We start from the raw sequence: 22,134 nt of genomic DNA, 5'->3' as shown, positions 1-22,134 counted from the left end.
GGATGGCGCAGAGTCCCTGGCGGAGAAACCATCGGCCAGGAGGTGTGATGACCGGCGAGGAAATCGTGCTCGGTCCCCTGCCCAAGGGGATCACGCCCGCCCGCGAGGGCATGCGGAACAAGGTCTGGAACGTGCTCGGCCACACCTACTCGATGAAGGCGGCGAGCGAGTCGAGCTTCGCCTTCGAGACCCTCGACCCGCCCGGCACCGGGGTGCCGCCGCATGTCCATCCGACCCAGGACGAGCACATTTACATCCTGGAGGGCGTCTTCACGCTCTACCTCGACGGCCAATGGGAGACCGCGGGCCCCGGCGACACCGTGCGGATGCCGAAGGGGCTTCCGCACGCCTATTACAACCGCAGCGAGGGCATCACCCGGGGATTGTTCTGGGTGAGCCCGGCCGGGAAGCTCGCGACGCTGTTCGACAAACTGCACAACCTGACCGACCCGGCCGAGGTGGTCCGGGTGTCGGCACTGCACGACGTCGACTTCCTGCCGCCGGGTTCGGTGGAAGGCGCCTGAACCGGCTCAGGCGCGGTGCACCTGCTGCTAGGACGCCCCGGAAACCCTCGCGTAGCCGCTGACGATCTCCTCGAGCGTCGCCGCGTCGATGACGTCCTCGAGGCGGTCGAAGCCGTTCGGTGCGCGCCGCTCGACCTCGTCGATGACGTTTTCCGGGCCGCCCCGGCGGTTGCGCAGCACGATCTCGCTGGTGGCCGCCAGCCGGTCGGTTTCGTACGCGCGCAGCGCCTCGGCGGGGCCGGCGTGCCGCGCCAGCTGCGAGGCGAGGCTGGACGCGTCGAGAATCGCCTGGCCGGCGCCGTTCGACCCCATCGGGTACATCGGATGGGCGGCGTCGCCGAGCAGCGTCACGCGTCCGTGCGACCAGGCGGGCAGCGGGTCGCGGTCGCACATCGGGAACTCGAAGATCTCCTCGGTGGCCTCGGCCAGCGCGGCGTGGTCGACCTGCGGGCACCGGAACCGCCCGAGGTGCCGGGCCAGCTCGGCGCGGTCGCCGGGTTTGGCCCAGTCCTGCCGGTCCGGGGGAGGGTCGCCGGGCTTCCCGGTCCGGACGCAGACCGCCCAGTTGGTGAGCCGGGTGCCCGCGGTCCGGCCCGGCCCGATCGGGTAGAGCACCAGTTTGGCCGCCGTCCCGCCGGAGACGATCATCGAAGCGCCGCCGCCGAATTCCGGCCAGTCGGTCGCGCCGCGCCACATCTGGACCCCGTTCCAGCGCGGCGGTCCTTCCTGCGGGAAGAGCAGGGACCGGACGGCCGAGTGGATCCCGTCGGCGGCCACCAGAAGGTCCCCGGCCACGGTGACCGGCTCGCCGCTGTCCCGATCGGCGAAGTGCGCTCGGACGCCTCGCGAGTCCTGCTCGAACCCGATCAGCCGGTGCCCGGTCCGCACCGCTGCGGGCCCGAGCCGGGACCGGACGGCTCGCAGCAACATGCTTTGCAGCCGGCCCCGGTGCAGACAGTATTGCGGGAGCGCGAATCCGGCGTCGAGCCCGCACGGCCTGCGCAGGATCACCTGCCCGAGCCGGTGGGTGTAGAACAGCTCGCGGGTCCGGATCCCGATCTCGTCCAGCTGGTCGAGCAATCCGAGCGCGGCGAGCTCTTCGACCGCGTGCGGCAACGCGTTGATCCCGACGCCGAGTTCGCCGATCCGGGTGCTTTGTTCGTACACCGTGGCTTCGATGCCTTCGCGGTGCAGCCGCAGGGCCGCGGTCAGCCCGCCGACGCCCGCTCCGACGATGACGACCTTCACCCGCTGCCTCCCGTCCTCGACTGCCCAGGGTGACGGAGCCGGGGACCGGCGCGCTACCGCCGACCGGAGGTGCCCCTAGTCCGTGCTCGCCCGAACTGTCCACATCGGACTGGGCCGGGTTAGGACGTCGGCGAGGTCGCGAGTGGACGGACAGCGGCCGAGGGGGAGCAGCGGCGAGAGCTTGCCGACCGGTTAGCGAGCCGGGAACCGCGATTCCGGCACAGCGGTCGCGCGGGGGTAGCGGCGGTCAGGGCGGTGCTTTTGCCCGCGCGGGGACCTCCCGCTGGAAGCCGTGGCCCCGCTCGCTGCGGAACGGGGCCGGCATCGGGACGGTCAGGAGCGGATCTGCTTGGCTTCGCCGCTGCTGCCGATGGCGATCTTGCGTGGCTTGGCCTGTTCGGCGATCGGCACCCGCAGGGTGAGGACGCCCGCGTCGTAGTCGGCTTTGATGTGGTCGGCGTCGAGGGTGTCGCCGAGGAACAGCTGCCGGGAGAACACCCCGCGCGGCCGCTCGGAAACCTGGACTTCCGCGTCCTCGCCGTAGTCGGGCCTGCGCTCGGCCTTCACGGTCAGCACGTTGCGCTCGACGTCCAGGTCGATCGACTCCGGCGCGACGCCGGGCAGGTCGAATTGCACCACGTAGTCGTTGCCGGACCGGTAGGCGTCCATCGGCATCACCGCCGGACGGGTCGTGGTGCCGTTGCCGCCGAAGAACTGCTGGGTCAGCCGATCGAGCTCCCGGAACGGGTCAGTTCGCATCAACATGACCATGCGCCTCCCTTTCTCCTTCCCTCGTGCCCGCGGCCGGGGCGGGCGCTCGCTAGTCCCCTCTGCTCTGCTGACGACTCGCTCCGAATCCCTCTTCGCGGAGATCCGGCCCCGCCGGACGCTGCGGCGGGGCCGGAACCAGTTCGGGTGAAAGCAACCGTGCTGACGATCTATGGTGCGGGCCAGTGCTGCCGGGTGGCCGCGAGACCACGTCACGAGACGCGATGCCGGGGCTGTGCGAGCCGCTTCGGCCAAGCGTCGTGGCAGGCCTCCCGGCTGGCCGCGTCCACTATCACCTCCCAGGCGAGGGCGCGGATTTCCGGTTCGTGCTTCGCACCGGCGGGGAACGGTCCCGGCGTTCCGGCGGCCACGTCCGCCACACGCTCGCGGGTGTTTGCCGGCCGGCGGGGACGCCTCCGGGATTCGGCGGGCGGGAACCGTTGCCGGGCAACGGAGGGAGCACCGGCTCCGGACCGAACCCGGCGGCCATGATCGCCTCGAACTCGGCGCGCAGCCAGGCCGCGTCCGCGCAGACCAGCTCCGCGAATTCGCGGGCGGTCGCGTCCGTGCGGCCGATGGCGTCCGGCATCGTCGATCACTCCCCGGCTACGTGTTCCGGCACCCAGGTCAGTTCTCGCGTCTAGAAATTTCTATAGCGCGGGCTGGAGATTGTGTCAAGCAGCGAGTCGAGATAATTTTGGCCTGTCTGGAAGGGCGGCCACCGCCTCGACGGCCGTCTCGGTACTGTCGCCCCCATGACCGGCCCGGAGATCGCGATCACCGCGGACCTGGTCCGCGACCTGCTCCGGGACCAGCATCCGGACCTGGCCGGTCTGCCGATCCGCGAGGTCGCGGGCGGCTGGGGCAACCAGATGTGGCGTCTCGGGGACGAACTGGCTGTCCGCATGCAGCGCAGGGACCCCACGCCGCGGCTCCAGTTCAAGGAACGGCGGTGGCTGCCGGTCCTGGCCCCGCACCTGCCGCTCCCGGTGCCGGTTCCGGTGCGGTTGGGGGAACCGTCCAAGCGTTTCCCGAAGCACTGGACCGTGATGACCTGGGTCGCCGGCGAACCGCTCGACCACGGCACGATCAGCCGCGGCACCCACGCGGCCGACACGCTGGCGGGCTTCCTCCGAGCCCTTCACGCCGAGGCCCCCGCCGACGCGCCGATCTCGCCGGATCGTGGTGCCCATCCGAAGGAGTGCACTGGCGGCTTCGAACAATTCCTCGAGGCGGTCGCTCTCGACGACATCGCGAGCGAAACCCGAGCGGTATAGGAAGACGCTGTCGCGGCCCGCGGGTGGAAGGGTCCGCCGGTGTGGGTGCACGGCGACCTCCATCCGGCGAATGTCGTTGTCTCAGAAGGAACCCTCGCGGGGGTCGTGGACTTCGGCGACCTGTTCGCCGGGGATCCGGCGTGGGACCTCGCCGCCGCCTGGGTGTTGCTGCCGGCGGGCACAGCCGCGCGGTTCTTCGAAAGCTACGCACGCGCGGACGAATCGGCGATCCGGCGCGCCCGCGGGCTGGCCGCGATGAAGTGCCTTTTCCTGATCCTCATGGGACAGAACGGAGAGAAGGGCCTGCCCGGCGGCAAATCGCATTGGGGATCGTTGGGCCGGGCCGCGCTGGATCGTGTCCTGAAAGGTTGGTGACCTGATCAGTGCTTTGGCGAACTCGGGGTCGTCTGCCGCCGGGCCGGACGGACTGAGCGCGACCTGGCCGACCGCGGCGGCGGGAACCAAACACCTCACAGTCTATTGTGGACTGTCCTCTCGAACTCGACCATGGGGTCAGTCACCGACCCCGGACGCGTCGAGGGCTTCGGCCGCCACGCGCAACGCGGCCTTGCTGGCCTCCGGTTCCGGATGCGTGGGCGAGAGCGCGAGCGTGGTGACCCCGGCTTCGGCCAGGGCGCGCATCCGGTCGGCGATCCGGTCCTTCGGGCCGAGCAGCGACGTCGCGTCCAGGAATTCCGCCGGGATCGCGGCCATCGCCCCGGCGTAGTCCATGGTCAGGTACCGGTCGCGGATTTCGTCCGCGGCGGACGCGTAACCCATGCGGGCCACGAGGTCTCGGTAGAAGTTCTGCTTGCGGCTGCCCGCTCCGCCGACGAATCCGGCGACGTAGGGGCGGGCGTGGTCGGCCGCCGAGCGCCAGTCGTCGCCGACGGCCAGCGGGGCGGTGGTCACCACGTCGAATCCGTCGAGCGTGGCGCCGATTTTCGCGCGGCCGGCGCGGATCCGGTCCAGGGATTCCCGGCCGTGCTCGGGGGAGAAGAACAGGCCGAGCCAGCCGTCGGCGATTTCGCCGGTGAGTTCCAGGTTTTTCGGGCCCAGGGAAGCGAGATAGAGCGGGATGTGCTCGCGCACGGGCGGCACGGCGAGCGGCAGCGCCTTGCCCGGGCCGCCGGGCAGCGGGAGCTGGAAGTGCGTGCTGTGGTGCCGGACCCGTTCGCAGCGCAGCGCTTTGCCGACGATGTCGACGTATTCCCGGGTGCGCTGCACCGGTTTCCCGAACGGGACGCCGTAGCAGCCTTCGGACACCTGCGGACCGGAAACGCCGAGCCCGAGCCGGAATCTGCCGCCGGACAGATTGTCCAGCGTCGCGGCGGTCATCGCGGTCATCGTCGGGCGGCGGGCCGGGATCTGCAGGATCGCGCTGCCGAGGTCGATGCGCTCGGTGCGCGCGGCGAGCCAGCCGAGCACCGTCGCGGCGTCCGAACCGTACGCCTCGGCCACCCACACGACCGAAAACCCGAGCCGGTCGGCCTCCCGGGCCAGTTCGAGGTTTGTCGAGTCGTTGCCGGCGCCCCAATAGCCGATGTTAAGTCCGATTTTCATGCGCCCGACGTTACCGTTGGTAACCGAGATGATACCGCACGTTCCCGTCGTTCAGGGGGTGCGGTAGGGGTGCCGTTTGTCCATTGTGGAGGTAGGCCCGGCCACGCGCACGAGCGTGTCGCCGGAGCACCTGAGCGAGTGCGTCCGGCGCTTCCAGCGGCACGAGATGGCCGCAGCCGGGGAGGACGGTCAGGCTCGCGTTGGCCAGGTACGGCAGCAGGTTGCTGCGCAGCACCTCGGGCGGCTCCACTCGGTCGTGCTCGCCCGCGACGACCAGGACGGGAACGTCGATGGCGCGCGCCGCGTCGCTGATGTCCGCGGCGATTCCTTGCCGTGGCCAGACGAGCCGGGCTTCTTCGTTGCTGGCACGGGAGTCTTCCGCGATCTGTGCTTTCAGTGTCTCGCTCAGCGGGGCGGCGGTGAGAACCGTGTCGCGGGCGGCTGCGGTCGACTCGTCGGAGTCGTAGGCGTGCGACAACGCTTCCTGGTACTCGGGGGTCACCGCCGCGGCGGGCTTGGCCGGTCCCGGTGCGACGAGGACGAGGCCAGCGAGCCCTGCGGGACGCGCCGCGGCCACCAGCTGCGCCACCTTGCCGCCCATCGAATGCCCGACCAGGACGTATTCGCTCACCCTGGCATGGGCGAGCACCGCACGGGTGTCGTGCGCGAGCTGCTCGAGGGTGTAGGGGCCGGGCAGGTCGCGCGAGCGTCCCCACCCGCGCAGATCGACGGTCAATGCGGCACGCCGCGGCAGCCGGTCGAGCACCGGCTGCCAGGTGCGCGCCGAGCCGCCCCAGTAGTGAAGAAAGACCAGCACTGGACCGTTGCCCGGACGGTAGTCGTAGCGGGGAAGCTGGAGCGAGGTGCTCGTGGTCATAGGGATGTCCTTGTCTCGGTCGATTTCGCAGCATCGAGTCAACCGGGCGGGGTGCGCGGGCGCATTGCTGAGGAGGGACCGGGCATGGTGAAAAATGGATAACGTGCCCCGAATTCGTCAGCTCACCTATCAGCCGCCGCGGAGTGCGCCGGTCGAGATGATGTCCTTCGCCAAGCTGCGGCGGCTGAACAGCGGAACGACCGAACGGGCCGACTTCCACGTCCTCGGGGTGGTCCGACGCGGACACGGCAGCGTTTCCGCCGACTTCGCCGACTGTCCGCTGGCCGCTCGAAGCGTGGTGTGGATCCGGCCCGGCGTCGTGCACCGCTGGGACGACCTCGGCGACCTAGCCGGAGATCTGGTGCTGTTCGTGCCCACCGCGCCGGTCGCCGGCGGGCGTGAACTGGCGGCCGGCCCGAGTGCGTCGGCGTGCTGGACCGCCGACGCCGAGCAGTGGCCGCTGATCACTGCCGCGCTCGCGCATCTCCGCAGTGAGACTGGCGCGCCGGACGCGCACACCGGCGATCTGCTCGGCCTGGTGCTGTCCGCGTTGCTGTTGCGACTCGCTCCGCCATCCGGCGTCGACACCGGACACCGTCTTTTTCACCGATTCCGCGCCGCGGTGGAGGAGGATTTCCGCGGCCACCACGACGTCGCCCACTACGCGCGCAAACTCGGCTATTCCTCGCGGACCCTGACGCGCAGCGTCCAAGCGGCGACCGGCCGCACCGGCAAGGACTACCTGTCCGAACGCCTGGTGCTGGAGGCCAAGCGACTCCTCGCACACGACCGGCTCAGCGCGGCCCGCTGCGGGGAGCGGCTGGGATTCCCCGACCCGTCGAACTTCTCGGCGTTCTTCCGGCACCAGACCGGCATCCGCCCCGGGCAATGGCAGGCACGGCATGTGCCGGAGGGAGAATAAAGGTGGCAAGATCCCGGCGGAACCTGTCTCTCCGGCCGGTTCCGCGACGAGGCCGGCGACCATAGCGTTCCGCTGTGATCGTTGTTTCCGCCATCCTCATCGGCATTGCCTACTGCGTGCTCAACTCCTTCATCGCCGAGCCGCACCGCCGCCGCCTCAACGCGGTCATGGTCGCGGGCGCCGGAGCCGCCTACCTGAGCAGCGGCGCGTTCGGGCCCTGGGAGCTGGCTTTCACCGCCGCGGTGACCTACTGCGCCGACCGCGGCCTGAAATCCTGGGCGTTCATCGGCGTCGCCTGGCTGCTGCACACGACCCTGGACGTGCTGCACCACCTCAAGGGCGCGCCGATCCTCCCGTTCGCGCACACCTCGTCGCTGGGCTGCGCGATCTGCGACCCGGTGATCGCGATCTGGTGCTTTTCCGGCGGAAGATCGGCGAAGGAATTCCGGGTGAAAAGCGCCGTTTGAGCGCACCTGGCGAATGGGCCGGCCGCACGCGAACGGCGAGGGACGATGCCCTCGCCGTTCGCGTCGGAAACTGCCTCAGGCCGAGCGGTCACCAGCCCCGCTCGGCGAGCCGGTGCGGTTCCGGGACGTCTTCGACGTTGATCCCGACCATCGCTTCGCCCAGCCCGCGCGACACCTTCGCCAGCACGTCCGGGTCGTCGTGGAAGGTGGTCGCCTTCACGATCGCCTCCGCGCGCTGCGCCGGGTTGCCGGACTTGAAGATGCCCGAACCCACGAACACGCCCTCGGCGCCCAGCTGCATCATCATCGCCGCGTCGGCCGGGGTGGCGATGCCGCCCGCGGTGAAGAGGACGACCGGCAGCTTGCCCGCTTCGGCCACCTCGCGGACGAGCTCGTACGGGGCCTGCAGCTCCTTGGCCGCGACGAACAGCTCGTCCTCCGGCAGGGACTGCAGGCGGCGGATCTCGGCGCGGATCTTGCGCATGTGCGTGGTCGCGTTCGAGACGTCGCCGGTGCCCGCCTCGCCCTTCGAGCGGATCATCGCCGCGCCCTCGGTGATCCGGCGCAGGGCTTCGCCCAGATTGGTCGCGCCGCACACGAACGGCACGGTGAACGCCCACTTGTCGATGTGGTTCGCGTAGTCGGCGGGGGTGAGCACCTCGGACTCGTCGATGTAGTCGACGCCGAGCGACTGCAGCACCTGGGCCTCGACGAAGTGCCCGATCCGCGCCTTGGCCATGACCGGGATGGAGACGGCCTCGATGATGCCGTCGATCAGGTCCGGGTCGCTCATCCGCGCGACGCCGCCCTGGGCGCGGATGTCCGCGGGGACGCGCTCCAGCGCCATAACGGCGACCGCGCCGGCGTCCTCGGCGATCTTCGCCTGCTCGGCGGTCACGACGTCCATGATCACGCCGCCCTTGAGCATCTCCGCCATGCCGCGCTTCACCTTCGCGGTGCCGGTGACGGTCTGGGGTTCGGCGTTCTGCTGCTGCGACACCTTGCGGGCCTTTCTCGGGGGAGCGGAAGTGGTCTTCTCTTCCAGCGTAAGACGACGGTGGACCGCTGAGGCAGGCCATTTCGCGGCTATCTCGGAAGGCCACTTCCGGCGCTGATCGCTCTGCTTGCGTTGGGTCACTTTTCGGGAGGGAAGCGTTGACCTGGGTCTTCCGCATCGGCCTACCATGGCAGACGGGACCGGCCCGAAGCACCGGAGCCGGTCCGGTACCGGTGGAGATCACCTTTGAGGTGGCCACTGGCGACAGATTTCAGCAGTCCACTTCACGCCGGCTCGCGACCGGCCGCCGGAGCGCTCCCGGGGTGGGCGGGCACCCCGGCGCTGCCCGCCTGACCTGCCCGGTTGCGTTCCGGACGGTCCCCCTAAGCTGGAGTGAACGTCTCACGGGAGGTTTGGTGGCGACAGCTACGGGAGCACGGCCGGCGGTCGGCGTGCTCGCCCTGCAAGGCGCCGTGCGCGAGCACGTCGCGATGCTGGAGAGCGCGGGGGCTCGCGCGGTTCCGGTGCGCCGCCCCTCCGAGCTGTCCGAAGTGGACGGCCTGGTGCTGCCCGGCGGGGAGTCCACCACGATGTCGCGGCTGCTCGAGACCTTCGAGCTGCTCGAACCGCTGCGCGAGCGGATCGCCGGCGGCCTGCCGGCGTTCGGCTCGTGCGCCGGGATGATCCTGCTGGCCCGCCAGGTGCTCGACGGGCGCCCGGACCAGCAGCAGCTCGGCGGGCTCGACGTGGTCGTGCGGCGCAACGCGTTCGGCAGGCAGGTCGACTCCTTCGAGGCCGACCTCCCGTTCGCCGGCGTGGGCGGCGGGCCGCTGCACGCGGTGTTCATCCGGGCCCCGTGGGTCGAGAAGGCCGGAGACGGCGTCGAGGTGCTGGCCACCGTGCCCGACCCGGACGACCCGCCCGACGGGCCGAGGGCGGATAGGATCGTCGCCGTCCGGCAGGGGGCGGTGGTGGCCACGGCGTTCCACCCGGAGATCACCCGGGACGAGCGCGTGCACCGGCTGTTCGTCGAGCTCGTGCGGAAAGCCTGAGCAAGGATTGCGGCGGCCGCGCCGGGAGGCACGCGGCCGCGGGAACAGATGGAGGAAAGATGAGCGGCCACTCCAAGTGGGCCACGACGAAGCACAAGAAGGCGAACCTCGACGCCAAGCGGGGCAAGCTCTTCGCGCGGCTGATCAAGAACATCGAGGTCGCCGCCCGCACCGGGACCGGCGGGGGGGACCCGGACGGCAACCCCACGCTGTACGACGCCATCCAGAAGGCGAAGAAGAACTCCGTCCCGCAGGACAACATCGAGCGCGCGCGCAAGCGCGGCGCCGGCGAGGAGGCGGGCGGCGCCGACTGGCAGACCATCACGTACGAGGGCTACGGCCCCAACGGCGTCGCGGTGCTGATCGAGTGCCTCACCGACAACAAGAACCGCGCCGCGATGGAGGTCCGCACCGCGCTCACGCGCAACAACGGCTCGCTCGCCGACCCGGGTTCGGTCGCGTACATGTTCAACCGCAAGGGCGTCGTGCTCATGCCCAAGGCGGACGCGACCGAGGACGACGTCCTGATGGCCGTCCTCGACGCGGGGGCCGAGGAGGTCAACGACCTCGACGACAACTTCGAGATCGTCTGCGAGGGCACCGACCTCGTCCCGGTGCGCAAGGCGCTGCAGGAGGCCGGGTTCGAGTACGAATCCGCCGAGCTGACCTTCCTCCCGTCGGTGAGCGTGCCGCTCGACGTCGAGGGCGCGAAAAAGGTCTTCAAGCTGATCGACGCGCTCGAGGACTGCGACGACGTGCAGAACGTCTACGCCAACTTCGACGTGTCCGACGAGGTCATGGCCGCAGTGGACTGATTTCGGCGGTGGGATCGGCAACGTCTACGCGCGGTGGCGGATTCCACGTCTCCGACGAGGTCATGGCCGCGGTGGACTGATTTCGGCGGTGGGATCGGCGACGTCTGCGCGCGGTGCCGGATTCCGCGTGTCCGACGAGGTCATGGCCGCAGTGGACTGATCCAATCGCGCGACACGGCCGCGTCCCGGCGCTCCGGGGCGCGGCCTTTTTCGTCCGCGTTTCCCCTTGCCGCACAAGGGAAACCGGGAAAATCCTTGGGGCGGCGGGAAAAATGACCGGCGCGGGGACTGGGCTCGAGCGCGCGGGTGGGGCAGAATGTCCGCCGTGACGACCTCCGCCCTCACCGAGCAAGAGCAGAGCCTCATCGCCTGGATCGAAACCCAGGCACGGGAACGGGGCAACGCGGTCATCGCCGTGCCCGCCGACGACCAAGGGGCCGGCTACTGCTTCACCGCGTGCGCGTGGGCGTTGCACAACGTGCCGGAGGCCGTCGTGATCGGGCTGCCCGACCACATGGCCCCGGTGCTGCTCGACGCGTACGTCGACCGTTCCGCCAACGGCGAGATCTTCGAGGTCGGCAAGCGCTACGAGGATTTCTTCGACGGTGCGCCGGTGGTCTTCGAACGCGTCGCGAAAGGGCACTACCCGGAGTACTTCGGGTCCGCGTTCCTCGTCTACCCGGACGGCGACTTCCCGGCGCTGCAGATGATCGTCGCGACGCCGGACGGGCACTTCCCGTGGCACGCCGACGCGCCCGAGGGCTTCGCCGAATGGCAGCCGGTGCTTACCGAGAGCGGCGACCCGGAGAGCTGGACGCCCGGCGTCGACGGCCCCTGACCCGGCTAACCGGGGCCTAGCGCGGCCAGATCGGCGGCGGCGTCCGGAAACCGCGCGGCCAGCGTCGCCGGGTCCGCGAACTCCACGCAGTCGTCGGTGTAAGGCGGCACCACCACGGTGCCGAGCAGGCTCCACGCGCCCAGCGGCACCGTCGCCTGCCACGTTCCGGCGGGCACGACCACCTGCGGGCGCTGTCCGGCGGCCACGTCGCTGCCCAGCACCGGGCGCGTCACCTCGCCGTCGGGACGCAGCAAGAGCATCCGGGCGGGCGCACCGGCGTGGTGCACGAACACCTCGACCCGGTCGAGGCGGTGCGGCGCGGAGATCTCCGGCGCGGTGAGCAGGTAATAGATCGCCGAACCCTCGTCCGCGCGCCAGCTCCGCGCGAACCGGCCGCCCTCCGCCGGCAGCGGCTCCAGGCCCAGGTGCGCGACGAAGTCCTCCGGTCCCGGCATGCCTCCATCCTGCTCGCGAAGCGGGACGGCCGTCCACGCCGGCCGCCGTTAAGGCGTGTCCGTCCGCCGGACGGCGCGTCGCGACCGTTAGCCTGCACGTCGAACGGATGTTCGCGCGGGCGGAGGAGAAACGGTGCGGGTGCTCGGGGTCGACCCCGGTCTGACCAGGTGCGGCCTCGGCGTGGTCGACGGCGGCAAGGGCCGGTCGGTGCGCCCGGTCGCGGTCGGGGTCGTGCGCACGCCCGCCGACCAGGAGCTCGCGCAGCGGCTGCTCGGCGTCGCCGACGAGGTGGAGCGCTGGCTCGACCGGTACCGGCCGGAAGCGGTGGCCGTCGAGCGGGTGTTCGCCCAGCACAACGTCCGCACCGCGATGGGCACCGCGCAGGCGGGCGGGGTCGTCGCGCTGGCGGCGGCGCGGCGCGGGCTGCCGGTCGTCTTCCACACGCCCAGCGAGGTCAAGGCCGCCGTCACCGGGTCCGGCCGCGCGGACAAAGCACAGGTCACCACAATGGTGATGCGGCTGCTCGGGCTCGAGGTCAAACCGCATCCGGCGGACGCGGCCGACGCGCTCGCGCTCGCCATCTGCCACCTGTGGCGCGAGCCGATGCGGATCCGGCTCGCCGAGGCCGAGGCCCGCGCGGCGGAACTGGTCCGCGCCCACAAGGCCCGGCTGGCGGCCGCGGCCAAGGCGGCCGGAACCACCACGAAGCAGAACGAAACAGGAGCACGACGATGATCTCCTCGGTACGCGGCGAAGTGCTGTCCGTCGGGCTCGACCACGTGGTGGTCGAGGTCGGCGGCGTCGGCCTCGCCGTGCAGGCCACCCCGGCGACGCTGGCCACGCTGCGCCGCGGCGAGCAGACGCGGCTGCACACCGCGCTGGTCGTGCGCGAGGACTCGCTGACCCTCTTCGGGTTCGCCGAGGAGGACGCGCGCGAGCTGTTCGGCCTGCTCCAGACGGTGTCCGGGATCGGGCCGCGGCTCGCGCTGGCGACCCTGGCCGTGCTGGAGCCGGACAAGCTCCGCGCGGCGCTGGTCGAAGGCAACATCACCGTGCTCACCCAGGTGCCCGGCATCGGCCGCAAGGGGGCCGAGCGGCTCAGCCTCGAACTGCGCGACAAGGTCACCGCGCTCGGCGGGGCAAGCGACGCCCCGGTGGTGGCCGCGCCCGGCGCGCTGCGCGGCGAGGTCGTGGAAGCGCTGGCCGGGCTGGGCTTCCCGGCCAAGCAGGCCGAACAGGCGGTGGACCGGGTGCTGTCCGAAGGCGAAGGGCACACCACGTCGTCGGTGCTGCGCTCGGCGCTGGCGCTGCTGGGCCGCAAGCGGTAGCCGCCGATGAACCACGAAGTGACCGAGTTCGACACCGGCGGGTACGAGCCGGGCGACGAAACGCTGTCCGCGCTCGCGCAGACCGGCGAGCGCGACCTGGAAACGTCGCTGCGGCCGCGCAAACTCGACGAGTTCGTCGGCCAGGAACGCGTCCGCGAGCAGCTGGAGCTGGTGCTGGAGAGCGCCCGGCGGCGCGACGTGCCGCCGGACCACGTGCTGCTGTCCGGCCCGCCCGGCCTCGGCAAGACGAGCATGGCGATGATCGTCGCCGCCGAACTGGGCGCGGCCATCCGGATCACCTCCGGGCCCGCCCTGGAACGCGCCGGCGACCTGGCCGCGATGCTGTCCAACCTCGCGCCCGGCGACGTCCTGTTCATCGACGAGATCCACCGGATCGCCCGGCCCGCCGAGGAAATGCTGTACCTCGCGATGGAGGACTTCCGGGTCGACGTCGTCGTCGGCAAGGGCCCGGGGGCGACCAGCATCCCGCTGGAGATCGCGCCGTTCACCCTGGTCGGGGCCACCACCCGGTCCGGAGCGCTGACCGGGCCGCTGCGCGACCGGTTCGGCTTCACCGGGCAGATGGAGTTCTACTCCGCGGCCGAACTGGAACTGGTCGTCCGCCGCGCCGCGACGATCCTCGGCATCGAGATCGACCGGGACGGCTGCGCCGAGATCGCCGGCCGGTCGCGCGGCACCCCGCGCATCGCCAACCGGCTGCTGCGGCGGGTCCGCGACTACGCCGAGGTGCGCGCCGACGGCAAGGTGACCCTGGAGGTCGCGCAGGCCGCGCTCAAGGTCTACGACGTCGACGAGCTGGGCCTGGACCGGCTGGACCGGGCCGTGCTCGGCGCGCTGACCCGCTCGTTCGGCGGGGGACCGGTGGGCATTTCGACGCTCGCGGTCGCCGTCGGCGAGGAGGCCACGACGGTCGAGGAGGTGTGCGAGCCCTACCTGGTCCGGGCCGGTATGCTCGCCCGCACTCCGCGCGGCCGGGTCGCGACCGCGGCCGCGTGGCAGCACCTCGGGCTCGTGCCGCCCCCGGAGGCGGGACGGTCCGAGCAGGGCGGTCCCACGCTGTTCGACCAGGCCTGACAAGGGCGGACAGCGGCCCGGGTGGTGGCGTTTCCGCCGGTACCTGGCACACTCGAACACAGCACATCCGTCGAAACCGGACGCGGGCAGCCGAGAGAGGCGTCCGTCGAGGAGAGTCATGAACCAGTTACTGCTGCCGTTGCTGCTGCTGCTCGTGGTGGCCGTGCCGCTCGTCATGGGCACCCGCAAGCAGAAGAAGCAGCAGGCGGCTCAGCAGGAGATGCAGAACAGCATCGCCCCGGGCGACCGCGTGATGACCACGTCGGGCCTGTACGGCACGGTCGCCGACACGAGCAGCGACACCACGATCGACATCGAGATCGCGCCGGGCGTCGTCACCACCTGGCTGCGGCTCGCGGTGCGCGAGAAGGTCGAGCCGGTCGTCGAGGGCGAGGAGAACGAGGACTCGGCCGAGACCGAGGTCGCGGGCGTCGAGTCGGCCCCGGCGGCGTCTTCTTCGGAGGCCCCGGCCCAGGAGTCGATCTCCGCCGAGGAGAAGCAGACCTCCGGTGCGCAGGTGGCGCCCCCGCTCGAGCACGGGAAGAAGTAGCCTCCGCGCTTCACCGGGCAGTGATCCGCCCACAGCCGACGAAAGTCGGTACGGGCGAACGCCGGGCTCACGCAGCACCGAGTACTGTCTCGGTGCTGCGTGCGTGTCCGCCGTCATAGTTCACGCCCAGCCGCGTCCGGGGGACCCCCTTCCGGCTCGCGCACCCGAACCACTTGGGGTCCATCCAGTCCGTGCCAGTTCGAGGAGACCGAAGCACAGTGGCACCATCGGCCGGGCATCTCCGCCCGGGACGCTATCTCGCCTTCTTCGCCCTGATCGTGGTCGTGCTGTACGCCTTGGTGTTCTTCACCGGCAGCGGCAAAGCGACGCCGAAACTCGGCATCGACCTGCAGGGCGGCACCCGGGTCACGCTCACCGCGCGCACGCCCGACGGGGGCCAGCCCACCCGCGATTCGCTGAACCAGGCGCGCCAGATCATCGAGACCCGCGTCAACGGGATCGGCGTCGGCGGCACCGAGGTGGTGCTCGACGGCAACAACATCGTGATCACCGTGCCGGGCGAGCAGGGCGACGAGGCGAAGAACCTGGGCCGGACCGCCAAGCTCGGGATCCGCGAGGTGATCACCTCGGTCCCGAACACCCCGGCCGCGCCGCCGTCGGCTCCCGCTTCCGGAGCCCCGAGCGTCCCGGCGACCGCGCCGAGCAAGCCCGCCGGCGGCGGGGGAGCGGCGGGCGCCCCGGCGCAGCAGCCGCCGAGCCCGACCCCCTCGGCCCCGGCCGGCGGCCAGAACGCGGGCAAGAACCCGATCGAGGAAGCCCGCGCCGTGCGCCAGGCTCCCGCGCTGATGCCGAAGGACCCGAAGAACCAGCAGGAGACCGCCGCCGCGCAGGCCGCGCAGCAGAAGGCGCTCGCCGCGCTCACCTGCGCGCCGAACGTCGCGGACCCGCTGGAGGGCAACGACCTGCCGAACCAGCCGCTGGTCACCTGCGGCGACAAGGACGCCACCAAGTACGTCCTCGGGCCGGAGATCATCCCCGGCACCGAGATCGCGAACGCCAACTCCGGCTACGACCAGCAGCGCGGCCAGTGGATCGTCGACCTGAGCTTCAAGAGCGCGGGCGGCAAGACCTGGGGCGACTTCACGTCGGCCAACGTCGGCAAGCAGGCGGCGTTCGTGCTCGACACCGACGTGGTGTCCGCGCCGACCGTGCAGAACGCCATCCTCGGCGGCAACACGCAGATCACCGGCAAGTTCACCCAGACCGACGCGAAGAACCTGGCGGACATCCTCAAGTACGGTTCGCTGCCGCTGTCGTTCGATTCGTCGGACGCCACCACGGTGTCCGCGACGCTCGGCTACGCGTCGCTGCAGGCCGGCCTGATCGCCGGCGCGATCGGCCTCGCCGTCGTGTTCGTCTACTGCCTGTTCTACTACCGGCTGCTCGGCATCCTCACGATCTGGTCGCTGGTGCTGTCCGGCCTGCTCGTGTACGCGGTGCTGGTGCTGCTCGGCCGCTGGATCGGGTACACGCTCGACCTCGCGGGCGTGGCCGGCCTGATCATCGCGATCGGCATCACGGCGGACTCGTTCGTCATCTACTTCGAACGCTTGAAGGACGAGATCCGGGAGGGCCGGACCTTCCGGTCCGCGGTGCCGCGCGGCTGGGCGCGGGCGCGGCGCACGATCCTGGCCTCGGACGCGGTCAGCTTCCTCGCCGCTGCGATCCTGTACATCATCGCGGTCGGCGACGTGCAGGGCTTCGCGTTCACCCTCGGCATGTCGACGGTGCTCGACCTGGTGGTCGTCTACCTGGTCACGCATCCGCTCGTGGCGATGGTGTCGACCTCGAAGTCGAAGTTCCTGTCCAATCCCCGGAATCTCGGCCTCGGCGCGGTCCAGAAGCTCGGCTCGCAGCGCAAGTCCACGCGCCCCGCTCCCGGCCGTCGCGCGAACGTGAAGGAGGCCTGACGTGAGCGACGAAACCGCAGGCGTCCCGTCGGACAGCCCCGAAGGCTCGAACGGCACCGCCAGCACCGCGGCCGAACCCGGCAAGAAGGAAAGCTTCTTCCACCGGCTTTACGTCGGCACCGGCGCGGTCGACATCGTCGGCGCGCGCAAGCGCTGGTACGTCTTCTTCGCGCTGCTGCTGCTGGTGTGCATCGGCTCGATGATCTTCCGCGGCTTCAACGTGGGCATCGAGTTCGAGGGCGGCACGCAGATCCAGCTGCCCGCGCACGGCACACACGGCCAGATCACCCAGGACCAGGTGATCAAGTCGTTCAACACCGCGCTCGGCGAGGCCCCCGCGGAGACGCAGACGGTCGGCACCGGCAACGCGTCGACCATCCAGACCCGCTCCGAGACGCTCACCGCGGACCAGGTGGCGAAGGTCAAGAAGCAGATCTTCGAGGACCTGGGCCCGATCGGCAGCAACGGCAAGTCGAGCGAGCAGGCGATCAGCGACAGCGCGGTGAGCGCGTCGTGGGGCGACGAGATCTCGCGCCAGGCCCTGATCGCGCTCGCGGTGTTCCTGGTCGCCGTCGTGGTCTTCCTGGCGATCTACTTCGACACCCGGATGGCGTTCGCGGCGCTGATCTCGCTGCTGCACGACATCGTGGTGACCGCGGGCGTGTACTCGCTCGTGGGCTTCGAGGTCACGCCCGCGACGGTGATCGGCCTGCTGACGATCCTCGGGTTCTCGCTGTATGACACCGTGGTGGTGTTCGACAAGGTCCGGGAGAACACCCGCGGCCTGCTCGGCCTGTCGCGGCGCACGTACGCGGAGGCCGCGAACCTGGCGCTGAACCAGACGCTGATGCGGTCGTTCAACACCGCGTTCATCGCGCTGCTGCCGATCCTGGGCCTGCTGATCGTCGGCTACCTGCTGCTGGGCTCGGGCACGCTGCAGGACCTGGCGCTGGTGCAGCTGACCGGCACCTTGGTCGGCGTCCTGTCGTCGGTCGCGCTGGCGACGCCGCTGCTGGTCGACTTCAAGATGCGCGACCCGAAGTACCGCCAGCAGGCCGAGCGCGTGGCGGCCCGCCGGGCGAAGGCCGCGAAGCGCGAAGCCACCGACGACGACTTCGACGCCAATGACGAAGAGCAGCTGGCCGCCGAACTCCGCAAGGAAAAGGCGATGGCGGCCGCGGCCGGGGTCCCGGCGCGGCACCCGAAGCAGCGTCCGTCGGGGAAGAAGAAGCGCTGACCGCGATGAAGCTCGACGAGGCACTGGACCTGATCGCCGAGGTCCCGGACTTCCCGGAACCCGGCGTCCTGTTCCGCGATCTCAGCCCGCTGTTCGCCGACGGCCCCGGCTTCGCCGCGGTCGCCGACGCCCTGGCGGAAACCCTCGACCCGGCGACCGACCTGGTCGCCGGAGTCGAGGCCCGCGGCTTCCTCCTGGCCGCGGCGGTCGGCTACGCGCGCGGCATGGGGGTGGTGCTGGTCCGGAAACCAGGCAAGCTCCCCAAGGTCGCCGGCCGCGTGGACTACTCCCTGGAATACGGCACCGCGAGCGTCGAACTCCCCGCAGGCGTAGTCAACCCAGGCCAGCGAATCGCGATCCTGGACGACGTCCTGGCCACCGGAGGCACCGTCGCCGCGACCGCGAAACTCCTCGAAGACGCGGGCGCGACAGTGACCGGCGTTTCGGTAGTGCTGGAACTGGCCGCCCTCAGCGGCCGCTCCGCCCTGGACGGCCGCACAGTCCACGCCCTCCGCACCGCCTGATCGTCCGTGAGGGGGAACCCTGAGGGAATCAGATTCCCTCAGGGTCCCCCTCACGACCAGCCACCAGGCACCCCAGCCGCAAACCGCCGCCGATGCACCCAACGGTTCGAGGCAGCCAGCCCCCGCCCTGCACCCCGATACGAAGCCTTCTCTGCGGTCGGTGGGTGCTTGTCAAGGCATCTTTCCCGCCTTGACAAGCACCCACCGACCGTCAGCACACTCAGGCTTCGGGGTGCCCCGCGCCACCCCCGGAGGCAATGTCGCCGCCAGGCGACGAGCCGCAGACAACACACCGCAACCCCACGTCACCAACCCAGCCAAAAGACCAACCGGTTACCCTGAAGGTTCGAGGCCGCACGAGCAGCTGGAGGTGCGGGTGAGCCAAGAGCTCGACGCCACTACCCCCGCCAAAGGCGGTGCCACCCCCGTCAAGGGCGGTACCACCGCCGCCGACGCCGGGGTCCGGGCCAACGGAGCCGCGCCCAGCCCCTCCGCGACCCGCCGCGTCCGCGCGCGCCTGGCGCGCCGCATCACCGCCCAGCGCGCCGCCCCGGTCAAGCAGGTCCTCGAACCCCTCGCGGTCATCCACCGCGAGCTGCACCCGAACGCCGACCTGGGCCAGCTGCAGCGCGCCTACGACGTGGCCGAAGAACTCCACCGCGACCAGCGGCGGAAGTCCGGCGATCCGTACATCACCCACCCGCTCGCGGTCGCCACCATCCTGGCCGAGCTGGGCATGGACACCACCACCCTCGTCGCGGCGCTGCTGCACGACACGGTGGAGGACACCGGCTACTCCCTGGACCAGCTGAAGGCCGATTTCGGCGACAAGGTCGGCGAGCTGGTCGACGGCGTCACGAAGCTGGACAAGGTCAAGCTCGGCACCTCGGCCGAGGCGGAGACGATCCGCAAGATGGTGATCGCGATGGCGAAGGACCCGCGCGTCCTGGTCATCAAGCTCGCCGACCGGCTGCACAACATGCGCACGATGCGTTTCCTGCCGCCGGAAAAGCAGGCCCGCAAGGCCCGCGAGACGCTCGAGGTGCTGGCTCCGCTGGCGCACCGGCTCGGCATGGCCACGGTGAAGTGGGAGCTGGAAGACCTCGCGTTCGCGATCCTGCAGCCGAAGAAGTACGACGAGATCGTGCGGCTGGTCGCCGACCGCGCGCCCTCGCGCGACACCTATCTGCGCAAGGTGATCGCGGACCTGACGAACAACCTGGTGTCGTCGCGGATCACCGCGAAGGTCGAGGGCCGCCCGAAGCACTACTACTCGATCCACCAGAAGATGATCGTCCGCGGTCGCGACCTGGACGACATCCACGACCTGGTCGGCGTGCGGATCCTGGTCGAGGACGTGCGCGACTGCTACGCGGCGATGGGCGTGGTGCACGCGCTGTGGCAGCCGGTTCCGGGCCGGTTCAAGGACTACATCGCGCAGCCGCGGTTCGGCGTGTACCAGTCGCTGCACACCACGGTGATCGGGCCGGACGGCAAGCCGCTCGAGGTGCAGATCCGCACCTACGACATGCACCGCACCGCCGAGTACGGCATCGCCGCGCACTGGCGGTACAAGGAAACCAAGGGCACGCACGCCAGCAACAACGCGATGGAGCTGGACGAGATCGCGTGGATGCGGCAGCTGCTCGACTGGCAGCGCGAGGCCGCGGACCCGGGCGACTTCCTCGAATCGCTGCGCTACGAACTGGCCGCGCGCGAGATCTTCGTGTTCACGCCGAAGGGCGACGTGATCACGCTGCCCGCGGATTCGACGCCGGTGGACTTCGCGTACGCGGTGCACACCGAGGTCGGCCACCGCTGCATCGGCGCCCGCGTGAACGGCCGGCTGGTCGCGCTCGAGCGGAAGCTCGAAAACGGCGAGGTCGTCGAGATCTTCACGTCCAAGGCGGAAAGCGCCGGGCCGAGCCGCGACTGGCTGCAGTTCGCCGGTTCGCCGAAGGCGCGCGCGAAGATCCGGCAGTGGTTCGCGAAGGAGCGCCGCGACGAGGCGATCGACGCGGGCAAGGAAGCGATCACCAAGGAAATCCGCAAGGTCGGGCTGCCGATCCAGCGGCTCGTGTCGGCGGAGTCGATGGGCTCGGTCGCCACCGAACTGCGGCACGGCGACATTTCCTCGCTGTACGCGGCTGTCGGCGAGGGCCACACCAGCGCGAAGCACGTGGTGCAGCGGCTGGTCGCGCTGATCGGCGGCGTCGAGGAGGCCGAGGAGGAGCTGGCCGAGCGGGCCACGCCGTCCACGGTCACGCGCCGCCGCGGCTCGAACGACGTCGGCGTCATCGTCAAGGGCGCGAGCGACGTCTGGGCGAAACTGGCGCGCTGCTGCACGCCGGTGCCGGGCGACGAGATCCTCGGCTTCGTGACGCGCGGCGGCGGCGTGAGCGTGCACCGGACGGACTGCACGAACGCCGACGACCTGCGGACCCAGCCGGAGCGGCTGGTCGAGGTGGAGTGGGCGCCGTCGTCGTCCTCGGTGTTCCTGGTGGCGATCCAGGTCGAGGCGCTCGACCGGCACCGGCTGCTGTCCGACGTCACGAAGGTGCTGGCGGACGAGAAGGTCAACATCTTGTCGGCGTCGGTGACGACGTCGCGGGACCGGGTGGCGGTGAGCCGGTTCTCGTTCGAGATGGGCGATCCGAAGCACCTCGGGCACGTGCTGAAGGTCGTGCGCGGGGTCGAGGGCGTGTACGACGTGTACCGGGTGACCTCGGCTTCGTAGTTCAGAACGCCGTCGCGACCAGCGCGGCCAGCGGCGGGAGTGCCTGGGCGAGCGCCCCGGCACGGCCCGCGCCGCGCGGGCGGCTCAGCGCGAGCAGGTCGGACACGCCCAGCGCGACCCCGGCGAGCGTCATGAACGCGCAGCTGTAGAGCACGAGCACGCGTCCGGCCGCGGTGCCGCCGGTGTGCAGCAGCACCAGGCCGGTCACCGGTCCGGCGGCGAGGAACAGGTTGTACCAGCCGACGTTGAACGACCAGAGCCGCGTGGCGGGCAGGTCCTCGGCGGGGATCCGGAAAATGCCCGCGTGCACGCGCGGACGCTCGAACAGCAGGACCTCCCACGCGAAGGCCAGCAGGTGCACCAGAACGGCGATCCCGGCGAGGATCTGCGCGACGGCGTTCACGACGCTGGCTCCTCGAACGAGACCCCGTGCCGGGCGGCGAGGTCGCCGAGCAGCGGCACCGCGTCCGGCCACCGGGCATCGGCCGGGACGGTCGCGTCGATTTCGCGGAAGAACCGGCCCATCGCGTCGTCCGGGGTGAGCACGAGGAATTTCGCGTGCGGCGTGTGCACGGTGAAGGTGTTGGGAGTGCCCGCCGGGATGTGCACGAAGGAACCTGGGCCGAGGTCGTGGAGTTCGCCGTCGAGGCAGACGGTCAGCCGGCCGCACAGGACGTAGAAGCCCTTCGTCCACGGGTCGGTGTGCGGCGGGACGGCGGGGCCGCGGGCGGCGTCGATCTCGAACAGCTCGTAGCCGCCGGTGTCCGCGGCGGACGCTTTCACCGTCGCGATCGCGTCTTTCGTGTCCAGTTCCGGGCCGGTGCCCGCGGGGCTGAGATGAATGGTCATGGCGCCGAAGGTAGAAACGCCGCGGGCCCGGGACTATCCCGGAAATCAGGGATACCGGCGCGGGAAAGGCACGCGCATA

The 22,134-nt window shown here is 70.7% G+C and carries 23 protein-coding genes and 1 pseudogene; 15 read left to right on the top strand and 9 right to left on the bottom strand.

The window, feature by feature from the left end; translation table 11 throughout:
* Positions 1-47: 47 nt before the first annotated feature.
* Positions 48-524 carry a cupin domain-containing protein gene (locus tag L942_RS25770; RefSeq protein ID WP_037365202.1) on the top strand — a complete coding sequence of 159 codons (477 nt, stop codon included), beginning with the start codon at positions 48-50 and terminating at the stop codon, positions 522-524.
* A 27-nt stretch (positions 525-551) separates the two neighbouring features.
* On the opposite strand, the gene L942_RS25765 is transcribed toward L942_RS25770, so the two are convergent.
* The 3 genes from L942_RS25765 to L942_RS25755 all read right to left on the bottom strand — a co-directional run bounded on the left by L942_RS25765 (position 552) and on the right by L942_RS25755 (position 3,129).
* Positions 552-1,772 carry a flavin-dependent oxidoreductase gene (locus L942_RS25765; RefSeq protein WP_037365200.1) on the bottom strand — a complete coding sequence of 407 codons (1,221 nt, stop codon included), beginning with the start codon at positions 1,770-1,772 and terminating at the stop codon, positions 552-554.
* A 333-nt stretch (positions 1,773-2,105) separates the two neighbouring features.
* Positions 2,106-2,537, bottom strand: a complete 432-nt coding sequence (locus tag L942_RS25760) for an Hsp20/alpha crystallin family protein (protein ID WP_037365464.1) — start codon at positions 2,535-2,537, stop codon at positions 2,106-2,108.
* A gap of 295 nt (positions 2,538-2,832) precedes the next feature.
* On the bottom strand, positions 2,833-3,129 hold the full coding sequence (locus L942_RS25755) for a hypothetical protein (RefSeq protein WP_037365198.1): 297 nt from the start codon (positions 3,127-3,129) through the stop codon (positions 2,833-2,835).
* Between the two features lie 166 nt (positions 3,130-3,295).
* Here L942_RS25755 and L942_RS25750 point away from each other — a divergent pair.
* Positions 3,296-4,192, top strand: a pseudogene (locus L942_RS25750) (phosphotransferase).
* A gap of 138 nt (positions 4,193-4,330) precedes the next feature.
* Here the strand turns inward: L942_RS25750 and L942_RS25745 are convergent.
* Positions 4,331-5,380 carry an LLM class F420-dependent oxidoreductase gene (locus L942_RS25745; RefSeq protein WP_037365196.1) on the bottom strand — a complete coding sequence of 350 codons (1,050 nt, stop codon included), beginning with the start codon at positions 5,378-5,380 and terminating at the stop codon, positions 4,331-4,333.
* A gap of 10 nt (positions 5,381-5,390) precedes the next feature.
* Positions 5,391-6,257 carry an alpha/beta fold hydrolase gene (locus L942_RS25740; RefSeq protein WP_063695804.1) on the bottom strand — a complete coding sequence of 289 codons (867 nt, stop codon included), beginning with the start codon at positions 6,255-6,257 and terminating at the stop codon, positions 5,391-5,393.
* Between the two features lie 103 nt (positions 6,258-6,360).
* Here L942_RS25740 and L942_RS25735 point away from each other — a divergent pair, with 103 nt between their 5' ends.
* Both L942_RS25735 and L942_RS25730 read left to right on the top strand, forming a co-directional pair.
* Positions 6,361-7,179, top strand: a complete 819-nt coding sequence (locus L942_RS25735) for a helix-turn-helix domain-containing protein (protein WP_106965031.1) — start codon at positions 6,361-6,363, stop codon at positions 7,177-7,179.
* Positions 7,180-7,256: 77 nt separating this feature from the next.
* Positions 7,257-7,646, top strand: coding sequence for a DUF6010 family protein (locus tag L942_RS25730; protein WP_200862918.1), 390 nt, complete (start codon positions 7,257-7,259; stop codon positions 7,644-7,646).
* A gap of 88 nt (positions 7,647-7,734) precedes the next feature.
* Here L942_RS25730 and pdxS read toward each other — a convergent pair whose 3' ends face one another.
* Positions 7,735-8,646, bottom strand: a complete 912-nt coding sequence (pdxS, locus tag L942_RS25725; protein ID WP_037365190.1) for a pyridoxal 5'-phosphate synthase lyase subunit PdxS — start codon at positions 8,644-8,646, stop codon at positions 7,735-7,737.
* 413 nt (positions 8,647-9,059) lie between these two features.
* Between pdxS and pdxT the strand changes: the two genes are divergently transcribed.
* The 3 genes from pdxT to L942_RS25710 all read left to right on the top strand — a co-directional run bounded on the left by pdxT (position 9,060) and on the right by L942_RS25710 (position 11,348).
* Complete coding sequence (gene pdxT, locus L942_RS25720) at positions 9,060-9,695, top strand: pyridoxal 5'-phosphate synthase glutaminase subunit PdxT (protein ID WP_037365188.1); 636 nt, start codon at positions 9,060-9,062, stop codon at positions 9,693-9,695.
* A 59-nt stretch (positions 9,696-9,754) separates the two neighbouring features.
* Positions 9,755-10,510 carry a YebC/PmpR family DNA-binding transcriptional regulator gene (locus L942_RS25715; RefSeq protein WP_037365187.1) on the top strand — a complete coding sequence of 252 codons (756 nt, stop codon included), beginning with the start codon at positions 9,755-9,757 and terminating at the stop codon, positions 10,508-10,510.
* 316 nt (positions 10,511-10,826) lie between these two features.
* Positions 10,827-11,348 (top strand): DUF4262 domain-containing protein, encoded by a 522-nt coding sequence (locus tag L942_RS25710; RefSeq protein WP_037365185.1) that lies wholly within the window; start codon positions 10,827-10,829, stop codon positions 11,346-11,348.
* A 5-nt stretch (positions 11,349-11,353) separates the two neighbouring features.
* Here the strand turns inward: L942_RS25710 and L942_RS25705 are convergent, their stop codons facing one another.
* Positions 11,354-11,803: a cupin domain-containing protein gene (locus tag L942_RS25705; RefSeq protein ID WP_037365183.1), complete on the bottom strand. Its 450-nt coding sequence runs from the start codon at positions 11,801-11,803 to the stop codon at positions 11,354-11,356.
* A gap of 133 nt (positions 11,804-11,936) precedes the next feature.
* On the opposite strand from L942_RS25705, the gene ruvC reads away from it, so the two are divergent.
* The 8 genes from ruvC (at position 11,937) to L942_RS25665 (ending at position 21,206) form a co-directional block, all read left to right on the top strand.
* Positions 11,937-12,539 (top strand): crossover junction endodeoxyribonuclease RuvC, encoded by a 603-nt coding sequence (gene ruvC, locus L942_RS25700; RefSeq protein WP_037365181.1) that lies wholly within the window; start codon positions 11,937-11,939, stop codon positions 12,537-12,539.
* Positions 12,536-13,132 carry a Holliday junction branch migration protein RuvA gene (ruvA, locus tag L942_RS25695; protein ID WP_037365179.1) on the top strand — a complete coding sequence of 199 codons (597 nt, stop codon included), beginning with the start codon at positions 12,536-12,538 and terminating at the stop codon, positions 13,130-13,132. The genes ruvC and ruvA overlap by 4 nt, the downstream gene beginning before the upstream one ends.
* 6 nt (positions 13,133-13,138) lie before the next feature.
* On the top strand, positions 13,139-14,227 hold the full coding sequence (gene ruvB, locus L942_RS25690; protein ID WP_051166239.1) for a Holliday junction branch migration DNA helicase RuvB: 1,089 nt from the start codon (positions 13,139-13,141) through the stop codon (positions 14,225-14,227).
* 118 nt (positions 14,228-14,345) lie between these two features.
* Positions 14,346-14,777 carry a preprotein translocase subunit YajC gene (yajC, locus tag L942_RS25685; protein WP_037365177.1) on the top strand — a complete coding sequence of 144 codons (432 nt, stop codon included), beginning with the start codon at positions 14,346-14,348 and terminating at the stop codon, positions 14,775-14,777.
* Between the two features lie 218 nt (positions 14,778-14,995).
* A complete protein-coding gene (gene secD / locus L942_RS25680; RefSeq protein ID WP_037365175.1) occupies positions 14,996-16,708 on the top strand; it encodes a protein translocase subunit SecD in 1,713 nt (570 codons plus the stop codon).
* Between the two features lies 1 nt (position 16,709).
* Complete coding sequence (secF, locus tag L942_RS25675) at positions 16,710-17,945, top strand: protein translocase subunit SecF (RefSeq protein ID WP_037365173.1); 1,236 nt, start codon at positions 16,710-16,712, stop codon at positions 17,943-17,945.
* A 5-nt stretch (positions 17,946-17,950) separates the two neighbouring features.
* Positions 17,951-18,469 (top strand): adenine phosphoribosyltransferase, encoded by a 519-nt coding sequence (locus tag L942_RS25670; RefSeq protein WP_037365171.1) that lies wholly within the window; start codon positions 17,951-17,953, stop codon positions 18,467-18,469.
* Between the two features lie 376 nt (positions 18,470-18,845).
* On the top strand, positions 18,846-21,206 hold the full coding sequence (locus L942_RS25665) for a RelA/SpoT family protein (protein ID WP_037365169.1): 2,361 nt from the start codon (positions 18,846-18,848) through the stop codon (positions 21,204-21,206).
* A 1-nt stretch (position 21,207) separates the two neighbouring features.
* Here L942_RS25665 and L942_RS25660 read toward each other — a convergent pair whose 3' ends face one another.
* Positions 21,208-21,609 (bottom strand): DUF1304 domain-containing protein, encoded by a 402-nt coding sequence (locus L942_RS25660; protein ID WP_037365167.1) that lies wholly within the window; start codon positions 21,607-21,609, stop codon positions 21,208-21,210.
* Positions 21,606-22,055 carry a cupin domain-containing protein gene (locus tag L942_RS25655; protein WP_037365165.1) on the bottom strand — a complete coding sequence of 150 codons (450 nt, stop codon included), beginning with the start codon at positions 22,053-22,055 and terminating at the stop codon, positions 21,606-21,608. The genes L942_RS25660 and L942_RS25655 overlap by 4 nt, the downstream gene beginning before the upstream one ends.
* Between the last annotated feature and the right edge of the window lie 79 nt (positions 22,056-22,134).

The sequence above is a fragment of the Amycolatopsis orientalis DSM 43388 genome, assembly GCF_000411975.1.
GTDB lineage: Bacteria > Actinomycetota > Actinomycetes > Mycobacteriales > Pseudonocardiaceae > Amycolatopsis > Amycolatopsis orientalis_D.
This window is presented reverse-complemented; position numbering and strand designations above follow the sequence as displayed.